The sequence below is a fragment of the Oceanicaulis sp. genome, assembly GCF_965284345.1.
Lineage (GTDB): Bacteria > Pseudomonadota > Alphaproteobacteria > Caulobacterales > Maricaulaceae > Oceanicaulis > Oceanicaulis alexandrii_A.
In genome coordinates this window covers 1,901,480-1,921,546 of record NZ_OZ260073.1, presented here as the reverse complement: position 1 = coordinate 1,921,546, position 20,067 = coordinate 1,901,480, and the positions used below count along the sequence as shown (strand labels likewise).

Sequence of the window (20,067 nt, the reverse complement as noted above, 5' to 3'; positions counted from 1 at the left end):
TTCATACCGATTATTCACACAGACGCACGACCTTTTTCTTTTTTCTCTGCGCCCGGGCCGTTCATGTCGTTGCAAGATCGCCTGATAAACACCGAACGGGCCAGCCTGTTCATCGCCGGTCTGGCCCTGATCGCCAGTCTTCTGGGGGTGTTTACCCTGCCGGTTCTGGACCGCGATGAAGCGCGCTTCGCCCAAGCCAGCGCGCAAATGCTCGAGAGCGGGGATTTCGTCGAGATCCGGTTTCAGGACGAGCCGCGCCACAAAAAGCCCATCGGGATTTACTGGCTGCAAAGCCTGAGCGTCGCTGTGACCACCGGGCCGGAGGCGCGTGAGATCTGGGCCTACCGCCTGCCGTCGGTGCTGGGGGCGATGCTGGCCGCGCTCAGCGCCTTCTGGGCGGGACGGCGCCTTTATGATCACCGCACCGGCGTCTTCGCGGGTTCGCTGGTGTCCGTCACATTGTTGCTGGCGTCTGAAGGCGGCATCGCCAAGACCGACGCCCTGCTATGCGCCATGACCGGGCTGAGCTTTCTCGCCTTTGTCGAGGTCTGGCTGGCGAAAACGGATTCTCGGCGCCGCCGCTGGGCGGTTTTGATGTGGGTGTTCGTGGCGCTGGGGGCGCTGATCAAGGGCCCTGTGACGCCCGCCATGATGGGACTGGCGGTGGTGACGCTGTGCGCGCTCGAACGCCGTGTGACCTGGCTCAAGGTATTTTTCTACTGGCCCGGCCCGGTGCTGGCCGCCCTGATCCTTTTGCCCTGGCTGATCGGCGTTCAGATCGCGACGGACGGCGCGTTCCTGTTCGACGCGCTGGGCGGCGACATGGCCCCCAAGCTCACCTCCGGCCATGAAGGCCATGGCGCGCCGCCGGGCAGTCATTTTCTGTTGCTGCCGATCTTGTTCCTGCCCGCGATCGTCAGCCTGCCCACGGGGCTGGCGAGCCTGATCAAGGATTGGCGCGACCAGACGCCGGACGCCCAGGCGGCGCGCCTTCTGGTCGCCTTCATCGCGCCCGCCTGGCTTTTGGTGGAGCTGATCCCCACCAAGTTGCCCCATTATCCTTTGCCGATCTATCCCGCCCTCGCCGTCATCGCCGGGCTGGGCCTGGCGCGCTGGGGACGGGTGGAGCGCCGCTGGCGCCTTTTAGGGCTGGGATTGCTGGGCCTGGGCGTTCTTGCAGCCAGCGGTCTTCTGATCGCGCTCGCCTGGCGCTTCTCCGGGGCGCAATGGGCGGCGTTTTGGGCGACCGGGATCATGGTGTTTTGCGGGCTCGCTGCAACCTTCGCACTTTATATGCGGCGCTATGATCTGGCCTTGATCGGTCTGGTGGTGATCGGGCTGAGCTGGCACGGGCTGGGCCGCGGCGTGGTGGCGCCGTCCGCCGACATTCTGTTCCCCTCCGCTTCCGCCGCAGCGGAAGTCGCCGACATGCGCGCGCTTGTGGGAGATGCAGAGCTCGTGTCCACCTATACTGAACCCAGCTTTGTCTTTTTGTCGCGCGGGGCTGTGCAGTTACGTGATGCGGATGAGATCGCTGCAGATCTGGCGGCGGGGCGCCTCGATTTCTCCACCCCGCGACTTTACGTATTTGATCTGAGCCGCTGGAGCGATAACGCTGCGGAGACCCTGCGCCCGTTTGTGCAGCGCGCCTGTGCGGTGCGGCTGGTTGACGGGTTCAATTATTCACGCGGCGACGACACGGTTTTGCTGATCGCCGCCACCGGCTGCGACGCAAGCGCCGACGAAACCTCTGGGAGCCGACCATGAGCCGTTCTATCGAAATCGTTGAAGTCGGACCGCGCGACGGCCTGCAGAACGACCCGGTCCTGCTTGAAACCTCGGTGAAGCTCGACTTCATCGACCGGTTGATCGACGCCGGGGTGAAGCGCATGGAAGCGGCGAGCTTCGTCAATCCCAAAGCCGTGCCCAAAATGGCCGATTCCATCGCCGTGATGGAGCAGCTCCCGCGCGACAAGGGCGTGTCCTTTATCGGGCTGGCGCTCAATGAGCGCGGCATGCGCCAGGCGATCGAATCGCGCTGTGACGAGATCAATTACGTCATGGTCGCCTCTGAAGGCTTTGGAAAGCGCAATCAGAACGCCACCCCGCAAGACACCGCCGACCTTCTGGACCGCATCGCGGTGCTGGCCCATGACGCCGGCATCCCCCTCTCCGCCACCATTTCTGTCGCGTTCGGCGACCCGTTTGACGGTGAGGTTGACCCGGCGATCCTGGGCGAGTTGGCTGGACGGGCCGCCGCGTCGGGCGCGACCGAGATCGCGCTGGGCGACACCATCGGCGTGGCGACGCCCTGGCAGGTCAGCAAAGCTTTAGAGATCGTTCGTGAGGCCGCGCCGAAAGCGCGCCTGCGCCTGCATTTTCACAACACCCGCAACACCGCCATCGCCAATGTCTACGCCGCCGTCGAAGCGGGCGTTGATGTGATCGACGCGTCAGCGGGCGGGATTGGCGGCTGTCCGTTCGCACCGAAAGCCACGGGCAATGTGGCGACCGAGGACGTGGTCTACATGCTCGAACGCGGCGGGTTCAGCACCGGCATTGATCTGGACAAGATGATCGAGACGGCCCACTGGCTAGAGCAGATCGCGCTCAAACACCCCATCGAATCCGCACTCAGCAAGGCGGGACCGTTTCCGCCGCGTTGAGCAATAAGCGGACATCAGAGCGTGCAGACCGGAATCTTTAGAGATCCGCCGCCGGCGCTTCGGCGCCAGTACGAGCCTGCAACCGCGACACCAGCGTCCGCGCGAGCGCGCCCAACAGGAAGACCGGCCCTAGCACAAAGCCCTGAACCGGACCGATCAGGCCGCCATGCAGGGTGAAATAGCGCGCCAGCCCCAGCGCCTTGAAGATTTCCACCTTCACCTGGCTGATTTTGGAGGTTGAGCCCACATGGGCGATCTCCACGCGCGGTTCGAACACCACCTCGCCGCCCGCATCCCGGGCGCGCTTGCAGATGTCGATATCCTCCACATGGAGGAAATAGCCCTCGTCAAACCCGTCAAGCGCCTCAAATCCGCGACGGGTCATCACCATCGCTGCGCCCGAAACCGTCGGCATCTGAACCGGTTGGCTGGGCAGCGGCTCATGCTCACGGTGGAAGGCGCAAGACAAACCCAAGAATCCCGTAAAGGCGGATCCCAGCGTCAGGGCGCCGCGGCGCGCGCCGCGCTGTTCCTTGCCGTCAGGGCCAATCAGACGCGCGCCGATAATGGCGGGCTCGGCCCGCCCCTGAAGCGTCTCTCGCAGACGGGCTGCGTCGCCCGGTTTCAGAACCGCATCCGGGTTCAGGAACAAGAGGACATCGCCCTGAGCCGACTTCGCCCCTAGATTACAGCCTCGGGAGAAGCCCAGATTGGCGCCGGTGTGAATCAACCGCAGCCGCCCGTCATGACGGGCGCGCTGTTCGAGCTTGTCGACCATGTCAGCGGGGTTGTCGTGATTGACGAGCACGAGCTCGTCCACATCCGGCGCAGCCAGCACGGAATCCACGCACTCAAGCAGGACGTCACCCGTACGGAAGGTCACAATGACCGCCGAGATGCCTGATCGGACTGGTTGATCCACGTCCGTTCCCCCACTCATTCTCGATCCGGCGCTTCACCCGCCGGATGTATGTAGCCCCGCCTGTCTGGCACTGGCCCCTCGCGCAGCGCCCAGACTTTCCACCACGCCGTCTTCGGGCGCGGCTCGGGAGCCGGATCATAACCCCAGCTGCCGCCTGGACGGCACCGAAGCACCCGTCCCGCCGCCAGCCAGGACCCACGCCACAGCCCTTGTTCACGCACGCAATCGGTTGCGTAGTTTGAACAACTGGGCTGATGTCGGCAACGCACGCCAAACGCGTAAAGAATCGGAGACAGTCCGATTTGATAAGCGCGCAGCAATACCAGTCCAACGCGAGTCGGCAAGCGTTCAAATCCAGCTCGTCTACACATTAGAAGCCCAGTTCCGCGCGTGATCAATCCAAAACTCGTTTCGAAGGCGTCTATTCAGCCTGACTGTGAGCAATTGCGGCCTCAAAAGCCTCCACGGCCGCGTCAAACGCCAGCAGGATGGATCCATGACGCTGGCGATAGGCGGCGGCGGGCTGAAGGGACACAAGGGCTGAAAACCGGCCTCTCGGCGGTTCAGCACCATCCTTCAACATCGCCTTAAGCGCTTCGCGTGCCGCACGAATCTCGTCCTGATCCGCCCCGATCGCCGATCGGGCGAAGACGCTGGCGCTCGCCTGGCCCAACGCACAGGCCTGAAGCTCGAGCCCAAGCTCGCAAATGCGGCCCTCATCCAGCTGAAGGTCCAGCGTCAGCTCGGACCCACAAATGCGCGACACTTTGTGGGCGCTGCCATGAGGGGCGCTCAGGCGGCCGACATGAGGAATATCGGCCGCCAGTTCGAGCAGGTCATTGGAATAGATGTCGCTCATGAGCGTTATGTCCGCTCCCAAGCGGTCGATTTCAAGGCGTCAGCCCTTCAGACGCCAGGTGGCGCCTTCGGGACCGTCATCCACCTGAACATTTTTCGACGTCAGGATTTCGCGGATGGAGTCCGCCTTGGCGAAGTCCTTGGCCTGGCGCGCTTCAAGACGCTCGGCGAGCAATTGGTCGATCTCCGCACGCAAAGCTTCATCGACCGTATCGAGGCCAAACCAGGCGTCCGGATCCTGATCAAACAAACCCAACAAACGCCCCGCCGCGAGCAATTCGCCCTTGGCTTGCGCCTGGTCATGCTCGCTCTCGGCCTTGTTGGCGCGGCCGGCGATTTCAAACAGGGCCGCCAGCGCCTTGGGCGTGTTCAGATCATCACACAGCGCCTCGATCACGGCTTCAGGAACCTCGACCTCCGCCGCTTCAACGGCCTTCAATCGACGCAGGACGCCATACAGACGATCCAGCGAGCGCTGGGTGACCTCAAGCAGCTTGGCGTTCCAGTCCAGCGGGGCCCGGTAATGGCCCGTCATCAAGGCATAACGAATGGTCTCGCCCTTCACCCCGGCCTGCAGCAGATCATTGGGCTTGATCACATTGCCCAGAGATTTGGACATCTTCTCGGACGCCATGGAGAGGAAGCCGTTATGCAGCCAGTAATTGGCCAGGGCCGCGCCGCCATGAGCGCAGACAGATTGGGCCACTTCGTTTTCATGGTGCGGGAAAACCAGATCGCCGCCGCCGCCGTGAATGTCGATGGTCTCTCCCAAAGTCGCCTCGATCATCGCCGAGCACTCAAGATGCCAGCCGGGACGCCCGGCCCCGAAAGGCGCCTCCCATTCCGGCTCACCCGGTTTGGAGGGCTTCCACAACACGAAATCAGCGGGATCGCGCTTATAGGGCGCGACTTCCACACGCGCGCCCGCGATCATGTCGTCCAGATCACGCCCCGACAGCTTGCCGTAATCGTGATACGCGCTGACGGAAAACAATACATGCCCCTCAGCGGCGTAGGCGAAGCCGTCCGCCATCAGCTTTTCGATCATCGCGATCATTTGCGGCATGTGTGCGGTGGCGGCTGGTTCCAGTGAAGGCGGCAGAATGGCCAGAGCGGCGCTGTCCTCGCGATAGATCGCGGTGTATTTGTCCGTGATCACGGAAATATCAACGCCAGCCTCAGCCGCCGCTTTGTTGATCTTGTCGTCCACGTCCGTGATGTTGCGCGCATAGACCACATGGTCCACGCCATAGACGTGCCGCAGCAGACGAAACAGAACGTCAAACGCCACGGGCGGGCGGAAATTCCCGATATGGGCCTCAGAATACACCGTCGGACCGCACACATACATCGTCACCCGCTCTTTATTGATCGGGACGAAGTCGCGCTTTTTGCGAGCGGCGGTGTCATACAGTCGAAGGACGGTCATCTGAGCTTTTCCAAAAGTCTGAGCGCAGCGCAGGGATTTGCGTTGCACCAGTGCGCCGGTCTACAACGTCGATCGCTTTGGAAAAAGACTTCTTACGGCATTGGACATTCCAATTACCGAAACTAACTAAGCGCTGGAGGCGGTGATCACCGCTTCCCGGAGGAAACCATCTAGACCCGGCACGCGCCTGCGGCTCTGACCGTCACGCCCTTGCTGGATCCGGAAACCGGTACTTCGTCGTCGTGTCTTGTTTGACGCGGCGGCGCCCGTCAACGAAAGGATCCGCCACTCATGGACGCCATGACAGATAAAGAAAACCTGGTGAACATCACCGACGACGCCATCGTCCGCCCAACCCGCGAAGAAGCTGAAGACGCCGTGCGCACCCTGTTGCGCTGGGCCGGCGATGATCCGCGCCGTGAGGGCCTTCTGGAAACGCCCAAGCGCGTTGTGAACGCGTATCAGGACTGGTTCCGCGGCTATGACGAAGACCCGCACAAAATCCTCGGCAAACGCTTTGAGGACGTGCAGGGCTATGACGACATGGTCATGCTGACCCATATCGATGTGGAGAGCCATTGCGAGCACCATATGGCGCCGATCCTGGGCACGGCCTGCGTGGCGTATCTGCCCGACCGCGCCGTGGTGGGCATTTCCAAGATCGCAAAGGTGGTCGAGGCCTTCTCCAAGCGCCTTCAGACGCAAGAGACCATGACCGCCCAGATCGCCGATGCGATTGAGGACGCCATGAGCCCGTTGGGCGTGGCGATTTTTGTGGACGCCAAGCACCAGTGCATGACCACACGCGGCGTGCACCATCCGAACGTCTCCACCATCACAACCATGTTCCGCGGCGAGTTCAAGGCGAACGCCGAACTGCGCCAGCGCTTCATGAATCTGTGTGAGCAGTCCAAGCGCTAGGCTCAGGCTGAACCGCAATCAGAAAAGCCCGGGAGCCATGCTCCCGGGCTTTTTCTTGGCCTTTTCAGCTTGCCGAGTATGCTGTCGTCGATCGCGCGGGAAACATGACATGGGCTTCAATATCGGCTGGATCGGCGTTCGGTCGCCTGAGAGATCAGAAATCCTGGACCTGCTTGGTGTTCAGGACACGTATGTCCATGACGAAGTGAATGAAACGCCGATGAGCTGGGCCCATCTGCCTACCGGTTGGACTATCCTGTTTTTCAACACGCCCGATGAGCGCTTTGAGCAGGCCTATACGGCACTGGCCCAGACTTCTGACGTGATCGCCTGCGTCGCGCTGGAAACCACGATGGATTGCCACGTCCTTAGCGCTTGTCGTGGCAAGGCCCTCTGGAGCTTGCTCTATCAGGCCGAGCAAAAGCATCTTGGCGTGCAGGTTGGAGGAACGCCCCCTTCCTGCTTTCAGTTAATCCAGCAGAGTTTGGGTGAGGCTCAGGCTGTCTCTGATGCAAACGGAGACGATGTCGACCATCTGTTCGAGGTCCCTCTACAAGTCGCCGAGCAGGAAACAGGCTATGCGTATGGTCGTTCGCGTTTTGACTGGGGCGAACCCCGCTTTACCGAGCTTCGATAGACGGCAAGCAAGACGGCCCGGCTAGTCTGCCGGGCCTGTCTCTGGCTCAAAGGCTCGCCCCGAGAGCGCTAGCCCGCTCCAGCGCCGCCTGCATGGACGCCTGAAAGCGGTCATCGGCAAACTCCTGATACTCCACGCCCACATGCTCGACCCGGTCCGCGCCCAGATAGCCCGAGACCGCCTTCACATGACCGACTAGATGGCCCTGCCCGTCCCGCACGCCGCCCGGCTCAAAGCCGAACTCGCCCCAGGCCGTGGCCAGCACGAGCGTCTTGCCCGACAGGATGGGTTTCAAGGGAAAGTCGCCGCGCGCCAGATCAAAGGTGAAGGTTTTGTCCTTGCGCACGACGCTATCCACCCAGGCCTTGAGGCCCGCCGGCATGCCGTAATTATACATGGGGGCTGTGATCAGGATGATCTCCGCCTCGCGAAGCTCGGCGATGGCCTGGTCACTGGGCGCCAGAAGCTGAGACTGCGCGGCGCTTCTGTCGTCTTGGGGCGTAAAGGCGGCCGCCACCCAGTCGGATGTGATGATGGAGGGCGGGTTCAGGCCCACATCGCGTTCGGTCAGTTTGACCGCGGGGTGAGTTTTCCGGAGCGCCTCCATAAAGGCGTCACCAATTTTACGGCTCAACGAGCCATCCTTTCGAACGCTCGCATCCACTCTCAAGACATGCATAATTTTCACCTCTAAGACCTGCAGGATTAAAAGAGGCTTTTGAATTTCCCCATATCTCATCGATGCGCTATAGAGATGACTTCAGTCAGAGATGAGTATTTCTCATGTCAGCTCATATCTCACACCGCGCGTTACGGGCATTTGAGGCTGCAGCGAGGCACGGAACCCTGGCGCGCGCTGCTGAAGAGCTGGGGGTAACGCCCACCGCGCTGTCACATTCCATCAAGGCGCTGGAGGCGCAGCTGGGCCTGCCCTTGCTGATCCGGTCTTCGCGCGGCGTGAGCGCCACGGCCGAGGGCGAGCAGCTGGCGCAACGTCTGGCCGGGTCCTTCCGCCAGATCGATGCAGCGCTCTCGGCGCTCGAACCCCAGTCAGGACGGATCACCCTGGCCGTCACGCCCGCCTTCGCCAGCCTCTGGCTGGCGCCCAGATTGGCGCAGCTCGAAACGGAGCTTCCCGATCTCAGCGTCCGGATCGAAACCTCCTATGCGCCAGTGGATCTGAAGCGCGCAACCCAGATTGATCTCGCGATCCGCTATGGACCGGTGAACGAGGACGAAGAGACACTGGTCGAGGATGAGTTCGGCGCCTTCGCGACCCCCTCCCTCCGCGACAAGGCGCTGGCGGGGCGCAGCGTGGATTTGCTCAGCCCAAGCTGGCGCATGCCGATCGGCGCGGCGCCCGGATGGTCTGACCTGTCAGCACAGACGGGCTCGCCTCTCAATATCGCGCAGGAGCGCGCCTTCGAAGACGAACAATTCGCTGTTCAGTGCGCGCTGGCGGGGCAAGGCGTGCTCTTGGGAAGCCCCCATCTGTTAAGCCTTCTGATCCAGCGCGACTTGCTGGTTCCGGTCGGACCGGTGCTCCGGCTGAAAGGACCCGCCTACAAGATCGCCGGTCGGGAAGAGGCTCTACAGTCCCTCAAAGTCCGAACGTTTCTGAAATGGCTTCGCGTGCAGTTTGAGCGCTGAACACAAAAAGGCCCGGCTGATCCAGCCGGGCCTTCTCGTTTCAGGGGTGCGTCAGCCTATTGGTTGATGCGGAAGGCGTTGCACTCCACGCAGCTGGCGTAAACGCCATTGGGATCGTTCATCATGTTGATGGTTTCGATCTCGTCCTGCGCGTCGCGGGCCATATCGCCCAGCCACCCCGAACCCAGCAGCCCGTCGCCGAAGACGGCGAGACGGGCGTCCTCACCGAGCATTTGCAGGATCTGGGCGAAGGGATCGACCTCATCGCGGAATTCCACAACCCGGTAATCGCCCTCTTCCAGGCCTGCACGCTCAGCAGCGGCGGCGATGGCGTCGTCATAGCCGCCAAGCGAGTCCACAAGGCCCCGGTCAAACGCTTGCTGACCGGTCCATATGCGACCCTGTGCGACCGCATCCACCTCGTCACGGCTCATGTCGCGCGACTCCGCCACGATGGACAGGAAGCGCTCATACCCCGCCTCGATGGAGCTTTGCAGCACGGTGTCCCATTCCTCGGTCACGCCGCCAGTCAAAGAAGGCTGACGCGCGGTCGCAGACGTCGCGACACCGTCTTCATAGACGCCGATCTCGGCCAGAGAGTTTTCAAAGGTCGGGATGAAACCAAAGATGCCGATCGAGCCGGTGATGGTGGTCGGCTCCGCCCAGATCTCATGGGCCGGCGTTGCGATCCAATAACCGCCCGAGGCCGCCACGCCGCCCATGGAGGCGATGACGATCTTGCCTTCAAGGCGCGCCATTTCCAGCTCTTCGCGGATCAGTTCGGAGGCGAAAGCTGAGCCGCCGCCTGAATCAATGCGCAGAACGATGGCGCGGACATTGTCGTCCAAACGCGCCCGACGCACCAGTTCCGCGTGCTGATCGCCGCCGATCACGCCGCCATCGCCATTACCGTCCACAATGCCGCCCACAGCCTTGATCACGACGATCTTGTCCGCCGGAAGCAGCTGGAACTCGCGATTGGCTTCCACATAGTCAAAGAAATTGCTGGCGACGATGCCGCCGGTTTCATCATCCCGGCCATAACGTTCCACCAGCAGGTCGCGATAGGCGCCCCGACCGATCACATGGTCCACGAGACCGGCGTTCAGGGACACGGCCGCCGTATCGCCGCCCTCAGCCACCAGCAAATCCGGGAAGCCGTCGGCATAGGATTGCAAAGCGCCGCCGGGCAGGCCGCGCGCGGCCTCGACACGGTCCTGATACGCGTTCCACAGATCGCCAAAGACGTAGAGGTTCGCCTCGGCGGCGGGTTCCGACATCTCATCGCCCAGATAGGGTTCAAGCGCGGATTTGAACGTGCCGACGCGATAGACGTTGAGCGTCACATACAGACGATCCAGCAAGGAGCGGAAGAAGGTGCGATAGACTGCATAGCCGTTGACGCTCGCGCCGCCCATATCATGCAGGTAGACTGAGCTGGCGTGCGCCGCCAGGAAATAGCCGCTCATCGAGAAGTTATCGCCATAAACGATGATCTCTTTGCCCGCCTCGCGGAAGGCCTCCATCTCGTGGGCGACTTCATGCAGGGCTGCGGGATAGCCGCCGCCAAAGCGCTCCAGATTCATCACGATGGCTGTGACGTCATCATCCTCGGCAGCCTGGCGGAAGCCGTCGACAACATCACGCAGAAGCACTTCCTCGCCCGGGCCGCCGCCCAGCAAAGACGCGGTGAAGGCGTCATTGGGCGACAGGGTGGTCGGTTCCTCGACAATCGGACCTTCGGGCGCGAAGATCAGAACGCCGTTATCGGCCATGTCGAACTCGTCGCTGGAGAACAGGCTGCCGATGAAGGCGATCAGGAAAAACGCGATCACGAAGATCCCGAAGACGCGCAAAATCCCGTGCTGGAACGCGCCGATATAGCGCCAGATGCGCGCCACAATGTTTTCGTCAGACGACATGGGAACCCCTTATTTCACCCCCGAATGAACCGTTAACCTGACCTACGGTCATGCCCCTGTCTAGGCGCATGCGCCTTAAAAAGACGCAACGCTAAGTCAGACGCCGTCCAGTCGCTCGACCGCTGAGACGGCGCCGCCTGAAGCGGGCGTCACGCGCCAGCGGCTGTCCAGCCCCGCTTCAAACGCCGTATCCTTGATGGTGGAGACCGTAACAAAGTCTGCGACCGCTTCGTCCGGCGTCAGGGTAAGCAAGACAAAGCCCTTGGCGTACACGCTATGGTGGAGAATGTGCGGGTTGGCCTGCAAGGTCATCTGACCGAAATCCACGCTTGGCGCATTGACGAATTCATAGTCGGACGGGCTGGTGACTGACGTCACGCCAAACTCGACGCCGACCCGTTCGCCGGCGTCCGTCTTCAAGTCCACGGTCCAGAAATTATGGCTGTCGCCGGTCAGCACGATGAAATCGGCGTTGGCGTTCCGAGCCGCTTCGAACAGACGCTCGCGCTCCGTCGGGAAGCCGTCCCAGGTGTCCAGCGTCATCGGTACGCCAAACTGGGTCTGGCGCGCAAAATCCCAGATGTCGCCGCCCGCGATCCGCATGCCCCAGCGCAGCCAGAAGGGAGTCTCACGGGTGAAATCGGGCGCGGTCGCCGAGCCCATCAGCACCTGATTGGCGAAGATGCGCCATGGTTTGCCGGCCACGACGGACTGCTCAAGTGTTCGGATGACGAAATCAAACTGCTCGGCGCCCAGCAAGGTGCGGTCCTCGCCGCCGACCGTTTCGTCCAGCCAGGCTTGCACTTGCGCCTGCACCTCGGGGTCCTCAGGGTCTGAATCCAGCGGGATGGGGAAGCCCTCCATGGTCATTTCCTGTGATCGCGCCAGCAGCCGGCTTTCCAGGAAGATCAAGGTGGCCAGGTCGCCGATCTCCAAGGCGCCATAACGCGCCAGGCGATTGTCAGGCTCACGCACAGGCAGCCAGCCATAATAGGCGCGCATGGCGTCGTTCACCCGCACCGGCCAAGGCCCCTCGCCTTCATCGGGATCATGATTTTCAGCGCCGGTGACATGAGCGTTATTCGCCGTCTCGTGATCATCCCAGATCGTCAACCAGGGCGCGGCGGCTTTGAGCGCCTTGAGGTCCGGGTCGGCGTTATACTGGGCGTAACGCAGCACATAATCTTCATAGCTGACGATCTCATGAGCGGGTTCGACCACCCGTCCCAGACGCTCATCGTCCTCCATGGCGTATCCGCCGCGACCATATTCATAAAGATAATCGCCCAGATGGACGACCAGATCGACATCGCCGCGCTCGGCGGCGGCGCGATAGGCGTTAAAGAAGCCCGCCGGATAGTTCGAGCATGAAAACGCGGCGATCTTGAAGCTGTCCACCGCGCCCTCAGGCAGGGTGCGGGTCTGACCGGTTTCGCTCAACGCTCCACCAAAGGAAAAGCGGTACCAATAGCTCCGACCCGGCTGCAGCCCGTCCGCCAGCAGTTTGAACGGCGTCATGGCGCGCACGGGTTCTGCGGCGGGCGCCGCTTCGGCGTCGATCAGCACCGATTGAAACTCGGGGTCTTCAGCCAGCTGAACGCGCACCGGGGCGTCAAGGCTGTCAGCGGTGATCGCCGTCCACAGCATGATCGAGCTCTGATCGGGGTCGCCGCTGGCCACACCGTGCTTGAAAGGCCCCTCTGCGGGTGGGCGCGGCGCAAAGCTGGGCGCGGAATCCTCGCGGCTGCAGGCGGTGGCCGCCAACCCCAGACCGGCGACGCCCGCCAGCGCCGCCCGGCGCGTGAGTTTCATCTCGTCAGACATGGTCTTCCCCCCGATTATGCTCGCCCGCGACGAGTCACGGAAAAGTAGAGAACAAATAAGAAGGCCGGCGCAAGGCCCCTCTCCTTGCGCCGGCCACAGCCCCGTCCCCCCAGACGAGCCGTTTTCAGTCCGCCCGACCTAGAAGGTCGCGCCGACGCGGAAGCCGTAAGTCAGCGGCGCACCCGGGATGAAGGTCGGAAGACCAAAGCCGGCGCCGGTATTGCCAGCGTCGATCAGGAATTCTTCATCCGTCAGGTTGTTGCCGTAGACTTCCGCGAAATAGCCCTCATCCACGCTTTCATAGCGCACACGGGCCCGCAGCAGGCCGTAAGCGTCCTGACGCACGCCGACGAAACGATCATTGTCGTTGTCGGTGAAGACATGGGACTGCCACGAATAGCTCGGCAGCACGGTCAGAATGCCCCAGTCGCCCGCGGCCACTTCCCAGCGTGCGCCCAGCGCGACCGAATGCTCTGGTGCATAACGGAAACGGTTGCCGCCCAGCGCCTGCGGCTGGCCGCCCGACGTGTCGTTGAATTTGGCCATGTTGTAGGAATAGCTGACCATCAGATCGAACGTGTCGGTCAGGTTGAAATCGCCTTGGAATTCAGCGCCGGTCTGGGTGGCTTCACCATTGTTCTGCGGGGTGAAGGTCGCCGTCAGCGGATCAAACACTGAGGTCCGGAAGTTCTCATACTCAGACCGGTAGACCGAGGCCGTCAGCGTGCCGCGATCGAGCGTGATGAAAGCGCCCGCCTCCAGTGAGTCGACAATCTCGGCCGGCGCGGTCGCGAAGAAGGTCGGCGAGTTGCTGTCGAGAGACAGAAGGTCGGGGCTGCGGCCGCGGGCATAGCTGACCCAAGTGTTGATGCGGTCGGTCAGCGTGTAGGCCGCGTTCACACGATAGGTCCAGGCGTCGAAATCCGCGCTTGCGTTCACGGCTGCAAAGCTCGGCGTGCCGGTCAGGATCAGCATCGGACCGAAGGTGACGCGGTTCGGCCCCATATCGGTGCCGCCATAACCGGATGACTGTTTGCTCTCGTCAGTGTAGCGCACGCCGGCGGTCAGGGTCAGGCGATCGGTGACGGCGTAAGAGGCATCGGCGAAGAAATCCAACGCTTCGGTGGACCCGGCGTTAGCCGCTTCCTCGGTGTAGTTGGGGCGCAGCGGGAGCGCCACACCGCTTCCGAGGAGACCGGCAATCGAGTACGGGAACGGATTTGTGACGTCAGCCAGATCTTGCGCCGAGACTGGCGAACGCAAAATCTGGCTAATGCCGCCAGCAATGATATCCAAGGGTGTTACTCCTTGTCTCTTTTGCTCGTCGGTCAGAGGCGGCACGAAGCCATCGAAACTTCCAGCACCCGCAAAGAAGGCTTGAACTGCGGCTTCGTTATAGATGCCCGGAATGCGCTGCGTGTTGGCTTCGTAGAAATAGGTGAAGCCGCCGAACGCGGTGAGCGGGCCGCCATTATCAAAGCTGAGGCGCATTTCATGGCTGGTCTGACGGCCGGTGGCGTCTTCGGCAAAGTTCAGAAACTCGATGCCGCCGCCGATCGGGTCAAAAATCTCAAGAGAGTCATACGCGCGGTAACCGGTCACGGTGGCCAGGTTCCAGCTGTCGTTGATGTCCCAGCTGGTGAGCGCGGTCAGACCCCAAACCCAACGGTCCAGGCCCAGCGGTTCGCCGTTGAGGAAGCCGTCGATCAAGCGCAGATCCGCCGCGCTGTAAGGCGAGGTGTCGCCGCCCACGGGTGCCAGAACGCCGGACTTGAACGAGGTGCCGGGGCCGTTGTCTTGCTGCCAATTGGCGATCAGGTCGAAGCTGAAATTGCCCATCGGCTCGCCAGACAGAACCAGACGGCCAGCCAGGACGTCACGGCCCTGAAGGTCGTCGCCGTCACCGAGATTCTCGATAAAGCCGTCGCGCACGCGGTTCACCGCGGCGAAGCGCAGGCCGTAATTGTCCGCGATGGCGTAGTTCACATGGCCGCCCACTTCATAGGCGTCGTAATTGCCCAGACCGGCGAAGACGCTGGCGGAGTTTTCAAACTCGGCCTTGTTCTGGATGATGTTGATGCCGCCGATCAGCGCGCCGCGACCAAACAGGGTCGGCTGCGGGCCTTTGACGACTTCGAGACGTTCGATGTCGAACAGCTCGACATAAGAGCCGCGCGAGCGCGAGATGGACAGGCCGTCCTGGAACATGGCCACGCGCGCTTCAGCGGTCGCGACGCCGCTGTCGGTGGTGATGCCGCGCAGGGAGTAGCCGGTGTTGTTCGGGCTTTGCTCTTGAATGACCAGGCCCGGGGTGAACAGGGCCATGTCTTCGAGATTGCGGATGTCGAGACGCTCGATCAGCTCTTCATTAAACGCCGAGACATTGATCGGCACATCGGCCAGAGACTGTTCGCGGAACTGGGTGGTCACCGTGATCACGTCAGTGACCTGGGAATTGACCTCTTGGGCGAAGGCGGGTGCGGAAGGCGCAAGCGCAACAAGCGCAGCGCACGCAGACATGCGAGCTTTGAACGTCATTGTGGGACCCCTGAACTTTTACATAGCGATCATCGCGATGAACGCTGACCGGCTGCTGTTAGGGGCGAAGTGTGACGCTTCGCTAACGGCTTTATCAAAGAATAGTGTCGCGGCGACGCAATGCAGGCGATGTCACCCAAAAGCCACTCAGTATGCATAAACAAATGGGCTCATTCATTTGAAACTAGCCCCAATACACACACAGAACAGCTCACCTCAGGGGAGGCGCGGCTAGAAGCTCGCGCCCACCCTAACGCCCGCCATGCGGGGCGAGCCGGCGATGAAGGTTGGAATGCCGAAACTATCGCCGGTATTGCCTGCATCGATGATGTAAGCCTCGTCCGCCAGATTATTGACGAAAACCTCGCCATAGACCCGCTCATTGGGCAGATCCAGTCGCGCCCGGACATTGATCAGGCCGAAATCGCCCTGGACTTCGTCCTGAACGGCGTCGGTCAGATCGTTATCATTGTTGAAAAAGACCTCTGACTGCCACGTCCAGGTCGGGATCAGCGATAATCGGCCAAAGCTTGCGTCGAACTCGGCGAGCACGCCCACCGACACCGCATGATCAGGCGACAGGCGAAAGGTGTTGCCAGCGAATTCTTGCAGATTGCCGCCTGAGTCCGTGTCGTCAAATTCTGAAATATTGTACGCGTAGGTCGCAAAAACCGACAGGCCGTCAGTCATTTGGTGATCGACCTGCCCCTCAAATCCGTACTGCGTCGCGCTTCCAGCGTTATCTACGATATAGGTTGCGCTTTGCGGTTCCAGGCGACCGCTCTGGAAGTTGTCGTATTCGGAATAGAACACGGAGGCCTGGATGTTGGTGGAGTCCAGCGTCCAGTAGCCGCCGACTTCGTAACTGTCGACAATTTCAGCCGGAGCGATCACGAACTGGCCGTCTGAAAAACTGATCACGTCCGGACGGCGACCGCGCGCATAGGACGCAAACAGGTTCACCGCCGCATTGAGATCGTACTGACCGGTCAGGCGCCAGGTGTAGTCGTCAAAGCTGCGTTCGCCAGACTCCAGCATCACGCCGTTGGGCGTGGCGGGCAGGAAGACGGTCGGGGCCCCCGTGACGCGGTTCGGCGCATCATAATGCCAGCCAGAAATCCCGGCCTCCTTGTCTTCATGCGTCCAGCGCAGTCCGGCGCTCAGCGTCAGTCGATCCGTCACCGCGTAGGAAAGGTCCGCAAAGACATCAAAGGCGGTGGTCTCGCCGAAATTGGTGGTGCCTTCGCGATAATAGCTCAGCGGCGCGATCTGTCCGGTCGTGAGCAGGCTGGGGACGGACAGGCCCAACGGATTGAGCGGATCGTCAAACCCGCCCGCATTGGGGACGCCCTGCAGCGCCAGCAGAGCCTCCACCTGCGCCACAGTCAGGCCGGCGCCCGCCGCCAGCTGGGGCGCCAGCAAAGCCTGAACCGCAGCTTCATGACTGGCCAGCGCAATGCGCTGCTGGCTACGCTCATAGAAGTATGAGACGCCGAAGAAGCCGGTCAGGGGGCCGCCCGCGTCATAATTGAACCGGATTTCCTGGCTCCATTGGTGACCGGAGCCGTTCTCTCCGACCGCCAGAAGTTCGGCGGCAAACCCGTCCGAATCCAGGATTTCGCGGGTTTCCAATGCGCGCCAGCCCGTGATGGACGAGATCGACCAGTCATCATTGAGGATATAATCCCCCAAGACAGTGACGCCGTAGACTTTTCGGCCGATCCCCAGTGGAGCGCCGTCCTCAAGCACCGGCAGGGTGTTCAAAGCAGCGGGGTCCCAAGGCTCGAGCGAGACGCCCGGCGCCGGCGCGTACACTCCGGATTTGAACGATGTGCCGCCTTCCGGCGTGTCGTCCTGATAATTGGCGATCACGTCCAGACGCAATGCGTCGGTCGGCTCCCAGCGGGCGGAGACGCGATAAGCCACCAGGTCGACCGCATTCATCGCCGGCCCGCCCAGCACATTGTCTACATAGCCGTCGCGCGCTTTATGAGCAGCGGCCAATCGCAGGGCGACCGTCTCACCAAGCGGCAGGTTCACATGAGCGCGCGCTTCAACGCGATTATAATCGCCCAGAGTGAAGGACGCTGCGCCGGACATCGCATCGTCCAGCTGGGCCTTGTTCTGGATGATGTTGATGCCGCCGATCAGCGCGCCCCGGCCAAACAGGGTCGGCTGCGGGCCTTTGGCCACTTCCACGCGCTCGACATCATGCAGCTCCACAAACGCGCCGCGGGCGCGGGAGATCGGCACGCCGTCCTGAAACACGGCGACCCGTGCTTCACCCGTCGCCGTGGTGTCGTCAGACGTAATGCCACGAATGGCGAAGCCGGGCGTATTGGGCGACTGTTCCTGAATTTCCAGGCCCGGCACGAAATCAGACAGTTCATCGAACTGTTCGATACCCAGGACTTCAAGGCGCCGGGTGTTGTACGCGGTCAGATTGATCGGCACGTCCGTGACAGACTGCTCGCGTTTCTGCGTGGTCACGGTGATCACGTCCGTGATCTGTGACTCACCGTGCTGAGCAAAGGCGGGCGCGACGGGCGACAGCGCGATCAGCGCAGCGCACACAGACAAGCGAGCTTTGAACGTCATTGTCAGGATCCCTGATCTTGCGGCATAGCGTCCAAGATGATGAACGCGAACTGGAAGCGGATAGGGACGCAGTACGACCTTTCACTTACCACTTCCTCAAAGACTTGAGGCTGAGTGAAGCGGCATTGCAGATGTTACCGCAATGCCACTCCCTTCCATGAACGAAGAGGCGCAGTTATTTGACCGGGCAGGACACACCACGAGAGCACATCGCACCCCTTGAGGACGCCGGCGCGCGACTGGATCGCTGGATGGCTGCGCTGTGGGACGACCTCTCCCGCTCGCGCTGCAAGGCGCTGGTCGAGCAAGGTTGCCTGTCGGTGGATGGCGAGGTGTTGACCGATCCCTCCGCCAAGGTGCGCGAAGGCGCGACCTACCGTCTGGACGTGCCCGCCCCCGTGGAAGCGACGCCGACACCTGAGGACATCCCGCTGGACGTCCTGTTTGAAGACGAGCATCTGATCGTTCTCAACAAGCCCGCCGGCATGGCGGTGCACCCTGCGGCGGGTCACTGGACCGGTACGCTGGTGCACGCGCTGCTGTTTCATTGCGCGGGATCGCTCTCGGGTATTGGCGGGGTGGAGCGCCCCGGCATCGTGCATCGCCTGGACAAGGACACCTCTGGCGTCATGGTGGCCGCCAAGACCGACAAGGCGCATCAGGGGCTGTCCGAGCAATTCGCGGCCCACACGGTGGAGCGCGCCTATCTCGCCTTCACCCGGTCCGCGCCCCATCCCAAGACGGGGCGGATCGAAACGCGATTGGCGCGCTCCAGCCATGACCGCAAGAAAATGGCGGTGATCGACAGGCCGGGTTCAGACGCCGGCAAGCACGCGATCACCAATTACGAGACGCTGAAAACCTTTGGTCAGGAGCCCGGCAAGTCTGTGGGCCATCCCATGTGCGCTTTGGTGCGCTGCCGTCTTGAAACCGGGCGCACCCACCAGATCCGGGTGCACATGGCCCATATCGGCTGTCCTCTGCTGGGCGATCCGGTCTATGGCCGGGGCCGCTCCTCCCCGCTCGCCAAACTCGATAGCGGCAAGGACTTCAAGGATTTCCGCCGTCAGGCGCTGCACGCCGCCGTTCTGGGGTTCACCCATCCGGTGACAGGCGAGCCTGTGCGGTTTGAAACGGACCTGCCCAAGGACATGCAAAGGCTCGAAGGCTTTCTGGAGCGGATCTAGCGCGCCATCGCCCGGGCGCGCACCGCCGCTTTCGACCAGCGCCGCGCCCACAGGATGAACACGCCCGCCGTGGCGAACATCATCAAGCCGTAGATCGCGGCGGGCATGGCGTAGTCGATATCGCCCAGCAAGGAACTCGCCACCACAATGGCGAGCGTGGCGTTCTGCAAGCCGCATTCGAGCGTCAGCGCGATCCGCTGGCGCATCTTGAACGCCATCCAGCTCGACACCGCGAACGCCACCGCCATGGCCGCCACATTCAGCGCCAGCGACACCGCGCCCGCCTGGGTCAGACGGCGCAGGGTCTCGCCCACCCCTTCATTGATGATGGTCGCCAGAACGACCGCAGTGAACACCAAAGCCGACATGAAGCGTGAATTGCGTTCGAGCGCGAGCGCGACACCTGGCGCGACCTGTCGCAACACCATGCCCAGCGCGACCGGGATGACCGTCAGCGCGAAAATCACCACGCCCGTCGACACCATGCCCACGTCTGGCGCATCCGGGCCCATGAACAGAGCCAGCGCCACCATCAACACGAGCGGCACCGTCACCACAGACGCCAGCGAGGTGACCGCCGTCAGAGAGACCGAGAGCGCCACATCGCCACGCGCCATATGGGTAAGCAGATTGGAGGTGGTCCCGCCCGGACAGGCCGCCAGGAGCACCACGCCCACTTTCACGATGGGCGGGATGGGCAGGAACGCCACCAGCACAATCGCGATCAGGGGCAAGGAAATGAATTGCAGCGCCGTCCCCACAAGAAAGGCCTTGGGCTGCAAAGCGATGCGTTTGAAATCGGCCGGCGTCAGCCCCACGCCAAGCGTGAACATGATGAAGGCCAGGGCGAGCGGCAGCAGGACTTGCGCAAAGAGACTTTCCATACCACCACCCTAAAGCGCTTAAGAGAGCGCA

16 protein-coding genes are annotated in these 20,067 nt (G+C 62.1%); 6 read left to right on the top strand and 10 right to left on the bottom strand.

Annotated elements, in window-relative coordinates:
- Nucleotides 1-63 precede the first annotated feature (63 nt).
- Together ACQ66J_RS09345 and ACQ66J_RS09340 are read left to right on the top strand one after the other, a co-directional pair.
- Nucleotides 64-1,767 carry an ArnT family glycosyltransferase gene (locus tag ACQ66J_RS09345; protein ID WP_430431411.1) on the top strand — a complete coding sequence of 568 codons (1,704 nt, stop codon included), beginning with the start codon at nt 64-66 and terminating at the stop codon, nt 1,765-1,767.
- Nucleotides 1,764-2,666 carry a hydroxymethylglutaryl-CoA lyase gene (locus ACQ66J_RS09340; RefSeq protein ID WP_430431410.1) on the top strand — a complete coding sequence of 301 codons (903 nt, stop codon included), beginning with the start codon at nt 1,764-1,766 and terminating at the stop codon, nt 2,664-2,666. The genes ACQ66J_RS09345 and ACQ66J_RS09340 overlap by 4 nt, the downstream gene beginning before the upstream one ends.
- Nucleotides 2,667-2,703: 37 nt before the next feature.
- Here the strand turns inward: ACQ66J_RS09340 and ACQ66J_RS09335 are convergent, their stop codons facing one another.
- The 4 genes from ACQ66J_RS09335 to cysS are packed head-to-tail and all read right to left on the bottom strand — an operon-like array spanning nt 2,704 to nt 5,875.
- The gene (locus ACQ66J_RS09335) at nt 2,704-3,588 is read right to left on the bottom strand and encodes a glycosyltransferase family 2 protein (protein WP_430431409.1); all 885 of its coding nucleotides are present in this window, start codon (nt 3,586-3,588) and stop codon (nt 2,704-2,706) included.
- A 14-nt stretch (nt 3,589-3,602) separates the two neighbouring features.
- On the bottom strand, nt 3,603-3,959 hold the full coding sequence (yidD, locus tag ACQ66J_RS09330) for a membrane protein insertion efficiency factor YidD (protein WP_430431408.1): 357 nt from the start codon (nt 3,957-3,959) through the stop codon (nt 3,603-3,605).
- A gap of 50 nt (nt 3,960-4,009) precedes the next feature.
- Nucleotides 4,010-4,447 (bottom strand): iron-sulfur cluster assembly scaffold protein, encoded by a 438-nt coding sequence (locus ACQ66J_RS09325; protein ID WP_430431407.1) that lies wholly within the window; start codon nt 4,445-4,447, stop codon nt 4,010-4,012.
- Nucleotides 4,448-4,486: 39 nt separating this feature from the next.
- The gene (gene cysS / locus ACQ66J_RS09320; protein WP_430431406.1) at nt 4,487-5,875 is read right to left on the bottom strand and encodes a cysteine--tRNA ligase; all 1,389 of its coding nucleotides are present in this window, start codon (nt 5,873-5,875) and stop codon (nt 4,487-4,489) included.
- A 291-nt stretch (nt 5,876-6,166) separates the two neighbouring features.
- On the opposite strand from cysS, the gene folE reads away from it, so the two are divergent.
- Nucleotides 6,167-6,796: a GTP cyclohydrolase I FolE gene (folE, locus tag ACQ66J_RS09315; protein ID WP_430431405.1), complete on the top strand. Its 630-nt coding sequence runs from the start codon at nt 6,167-6,169 to the stop codon at nt 6,794-6,796.
- 109 nt (nt 6,797-6,905) lie between these two features.
- Entirely contained in the window at nt 6,906-7,433 is a 528-nt protein-coding gene (locus ACQ66J_RS09310) for a hypothetical protein (protein WP_430431404.1), read from the top strand.
- A 46-nt stretch (nt 7,434-7,479) separates the two neighbouring features.
- Here the strand turns inward: ACQ66J_RS09310 and ACQ66J_RS09305 are convergent, their stop codons facing one another.
- Nucleotides 7,480-8,112 (bottom strand): FMN-dependent NADH-azoreductase, encoded by a 633-nt coding sequence (locus ACQ66J_RS09305; RefSeq protein WP_430431403.1) that lies wholly within the window; start codon nt 8,110-8,112, stop codon nt 7,480-7,482.
- 104 nt (nt 8,113-8,216) lie between these two features.
- Here ACQ66J_RS09305 and ACQ66J_RS09300 point away from each other — a divergent pair, with 104 nt between their 5' ends.
- Nucleotides 8,217-9,083: a LysR family transcriptional regulator gene (locus ACQ66J_RS09300; protein WP_430431402.1), complete on the top strand. Its 867-nt coding sequence runs from the start codon at nt 8,217-8,219 to the stop codon at nt 9,081-9,083.
- Between the two features lie 56 nt (nt 9,084-9,139).
- Here ACQ66J_RS09300 and sppA read toward each other — a convergent pair whose 3' ends face one another.
- The 4 genes from sppA to ACQ66J_RS09280 form a co-directional block, all read right to left on the bottom strand.
- Nucleotides 9,140-11,005, bottom strand: a complete 1,866-nt coding sequence (gene sppA, locus ACQ66J_RS09295; RefSeq protein WP_430431401.1) for a signal peptide peptidase SppA — start codon at nt 11,003-11,005, stop codon at nt 9,140-9,142.
- Between the two features lie 96 nt (nt 11,006-11,101).
- On the bottom strand, nt 11,102-12,829 hold the full coding sequence (locus ACQ66J_RS09290) for an alkaline phosphatase D family protein (protein ID WP_430431400.1): 1,728 nt from the start codon (nt 12,827-12,829) through the stop codon (nt 11,102-11,104).
- A gap of 138 nt (nt 12,830-12,967) precedes the next feature.
- The gene (locus ACQ66J_RS09285; RefSeq protein ID WP_430431399.1) at nt 12,968-15,367 is read right to left on the bottom strand and encodes a TonB-dependent receptor; all 2,400 of its coding nucleotides are present in this window, start codon (nt 15,365-15,367) and stop codon (nt 12,968-12,970) included.
- Nucleotides 15,368-15,598: 231 nt separating this feature from the next.
- Nucleotides 15,599-17,965 carry a TonB-dependent receptor gene (locus ACQ66J_RS09280; RefSeq protein WP_430431398.1) on the bottom strand — a complete coding sequence of 789 codons (2,367 nt, stop codon included), beginning with the start codon at nt 17,963-17,965 and terminating at the stop codon, nt 15,599-15,601.
- A gap of 209 nt (nt 17,966-18,174) precedes the next feature.
- Here ACQ66J_RS09280 and ACQ66J_RS09275 point away from each other — a divergent pair, with 209 nt between their 5' ends.
- A complete protein-coding gene (locus ACQ66J_RS09275) occupies nt 18,175-19,152 on the top strand; it encodes an RluA family pseudouridine synthase (protein WP_430432246.1) in 978 nt (325 codons plus the stop codon).
- On the opposite strand, the gene ACQ66J_RS09270 is transcribed toward ACQ66J_RS09275, so the two are convergent.
- Nucleotides 19,149-20,036 (bottom strand): bile acid:sodium symporter family protein, encoded by an 888-nt coding sequence (locus ACQ66J_RS09270; RefSeq protein ID WP_375550044.1) that lies wholly within the window; start codon nt 20,034-20,036, stop codon nt 19,149-19,151. The two genes, ACQ66J_RS09275 and ACQ66J_RS09270, sit on opposite strands and share 4 nt — an antisense overlap.
- Between the last annotated feature and the right edge of the window lie 31 nt (nt 20,037-20,067).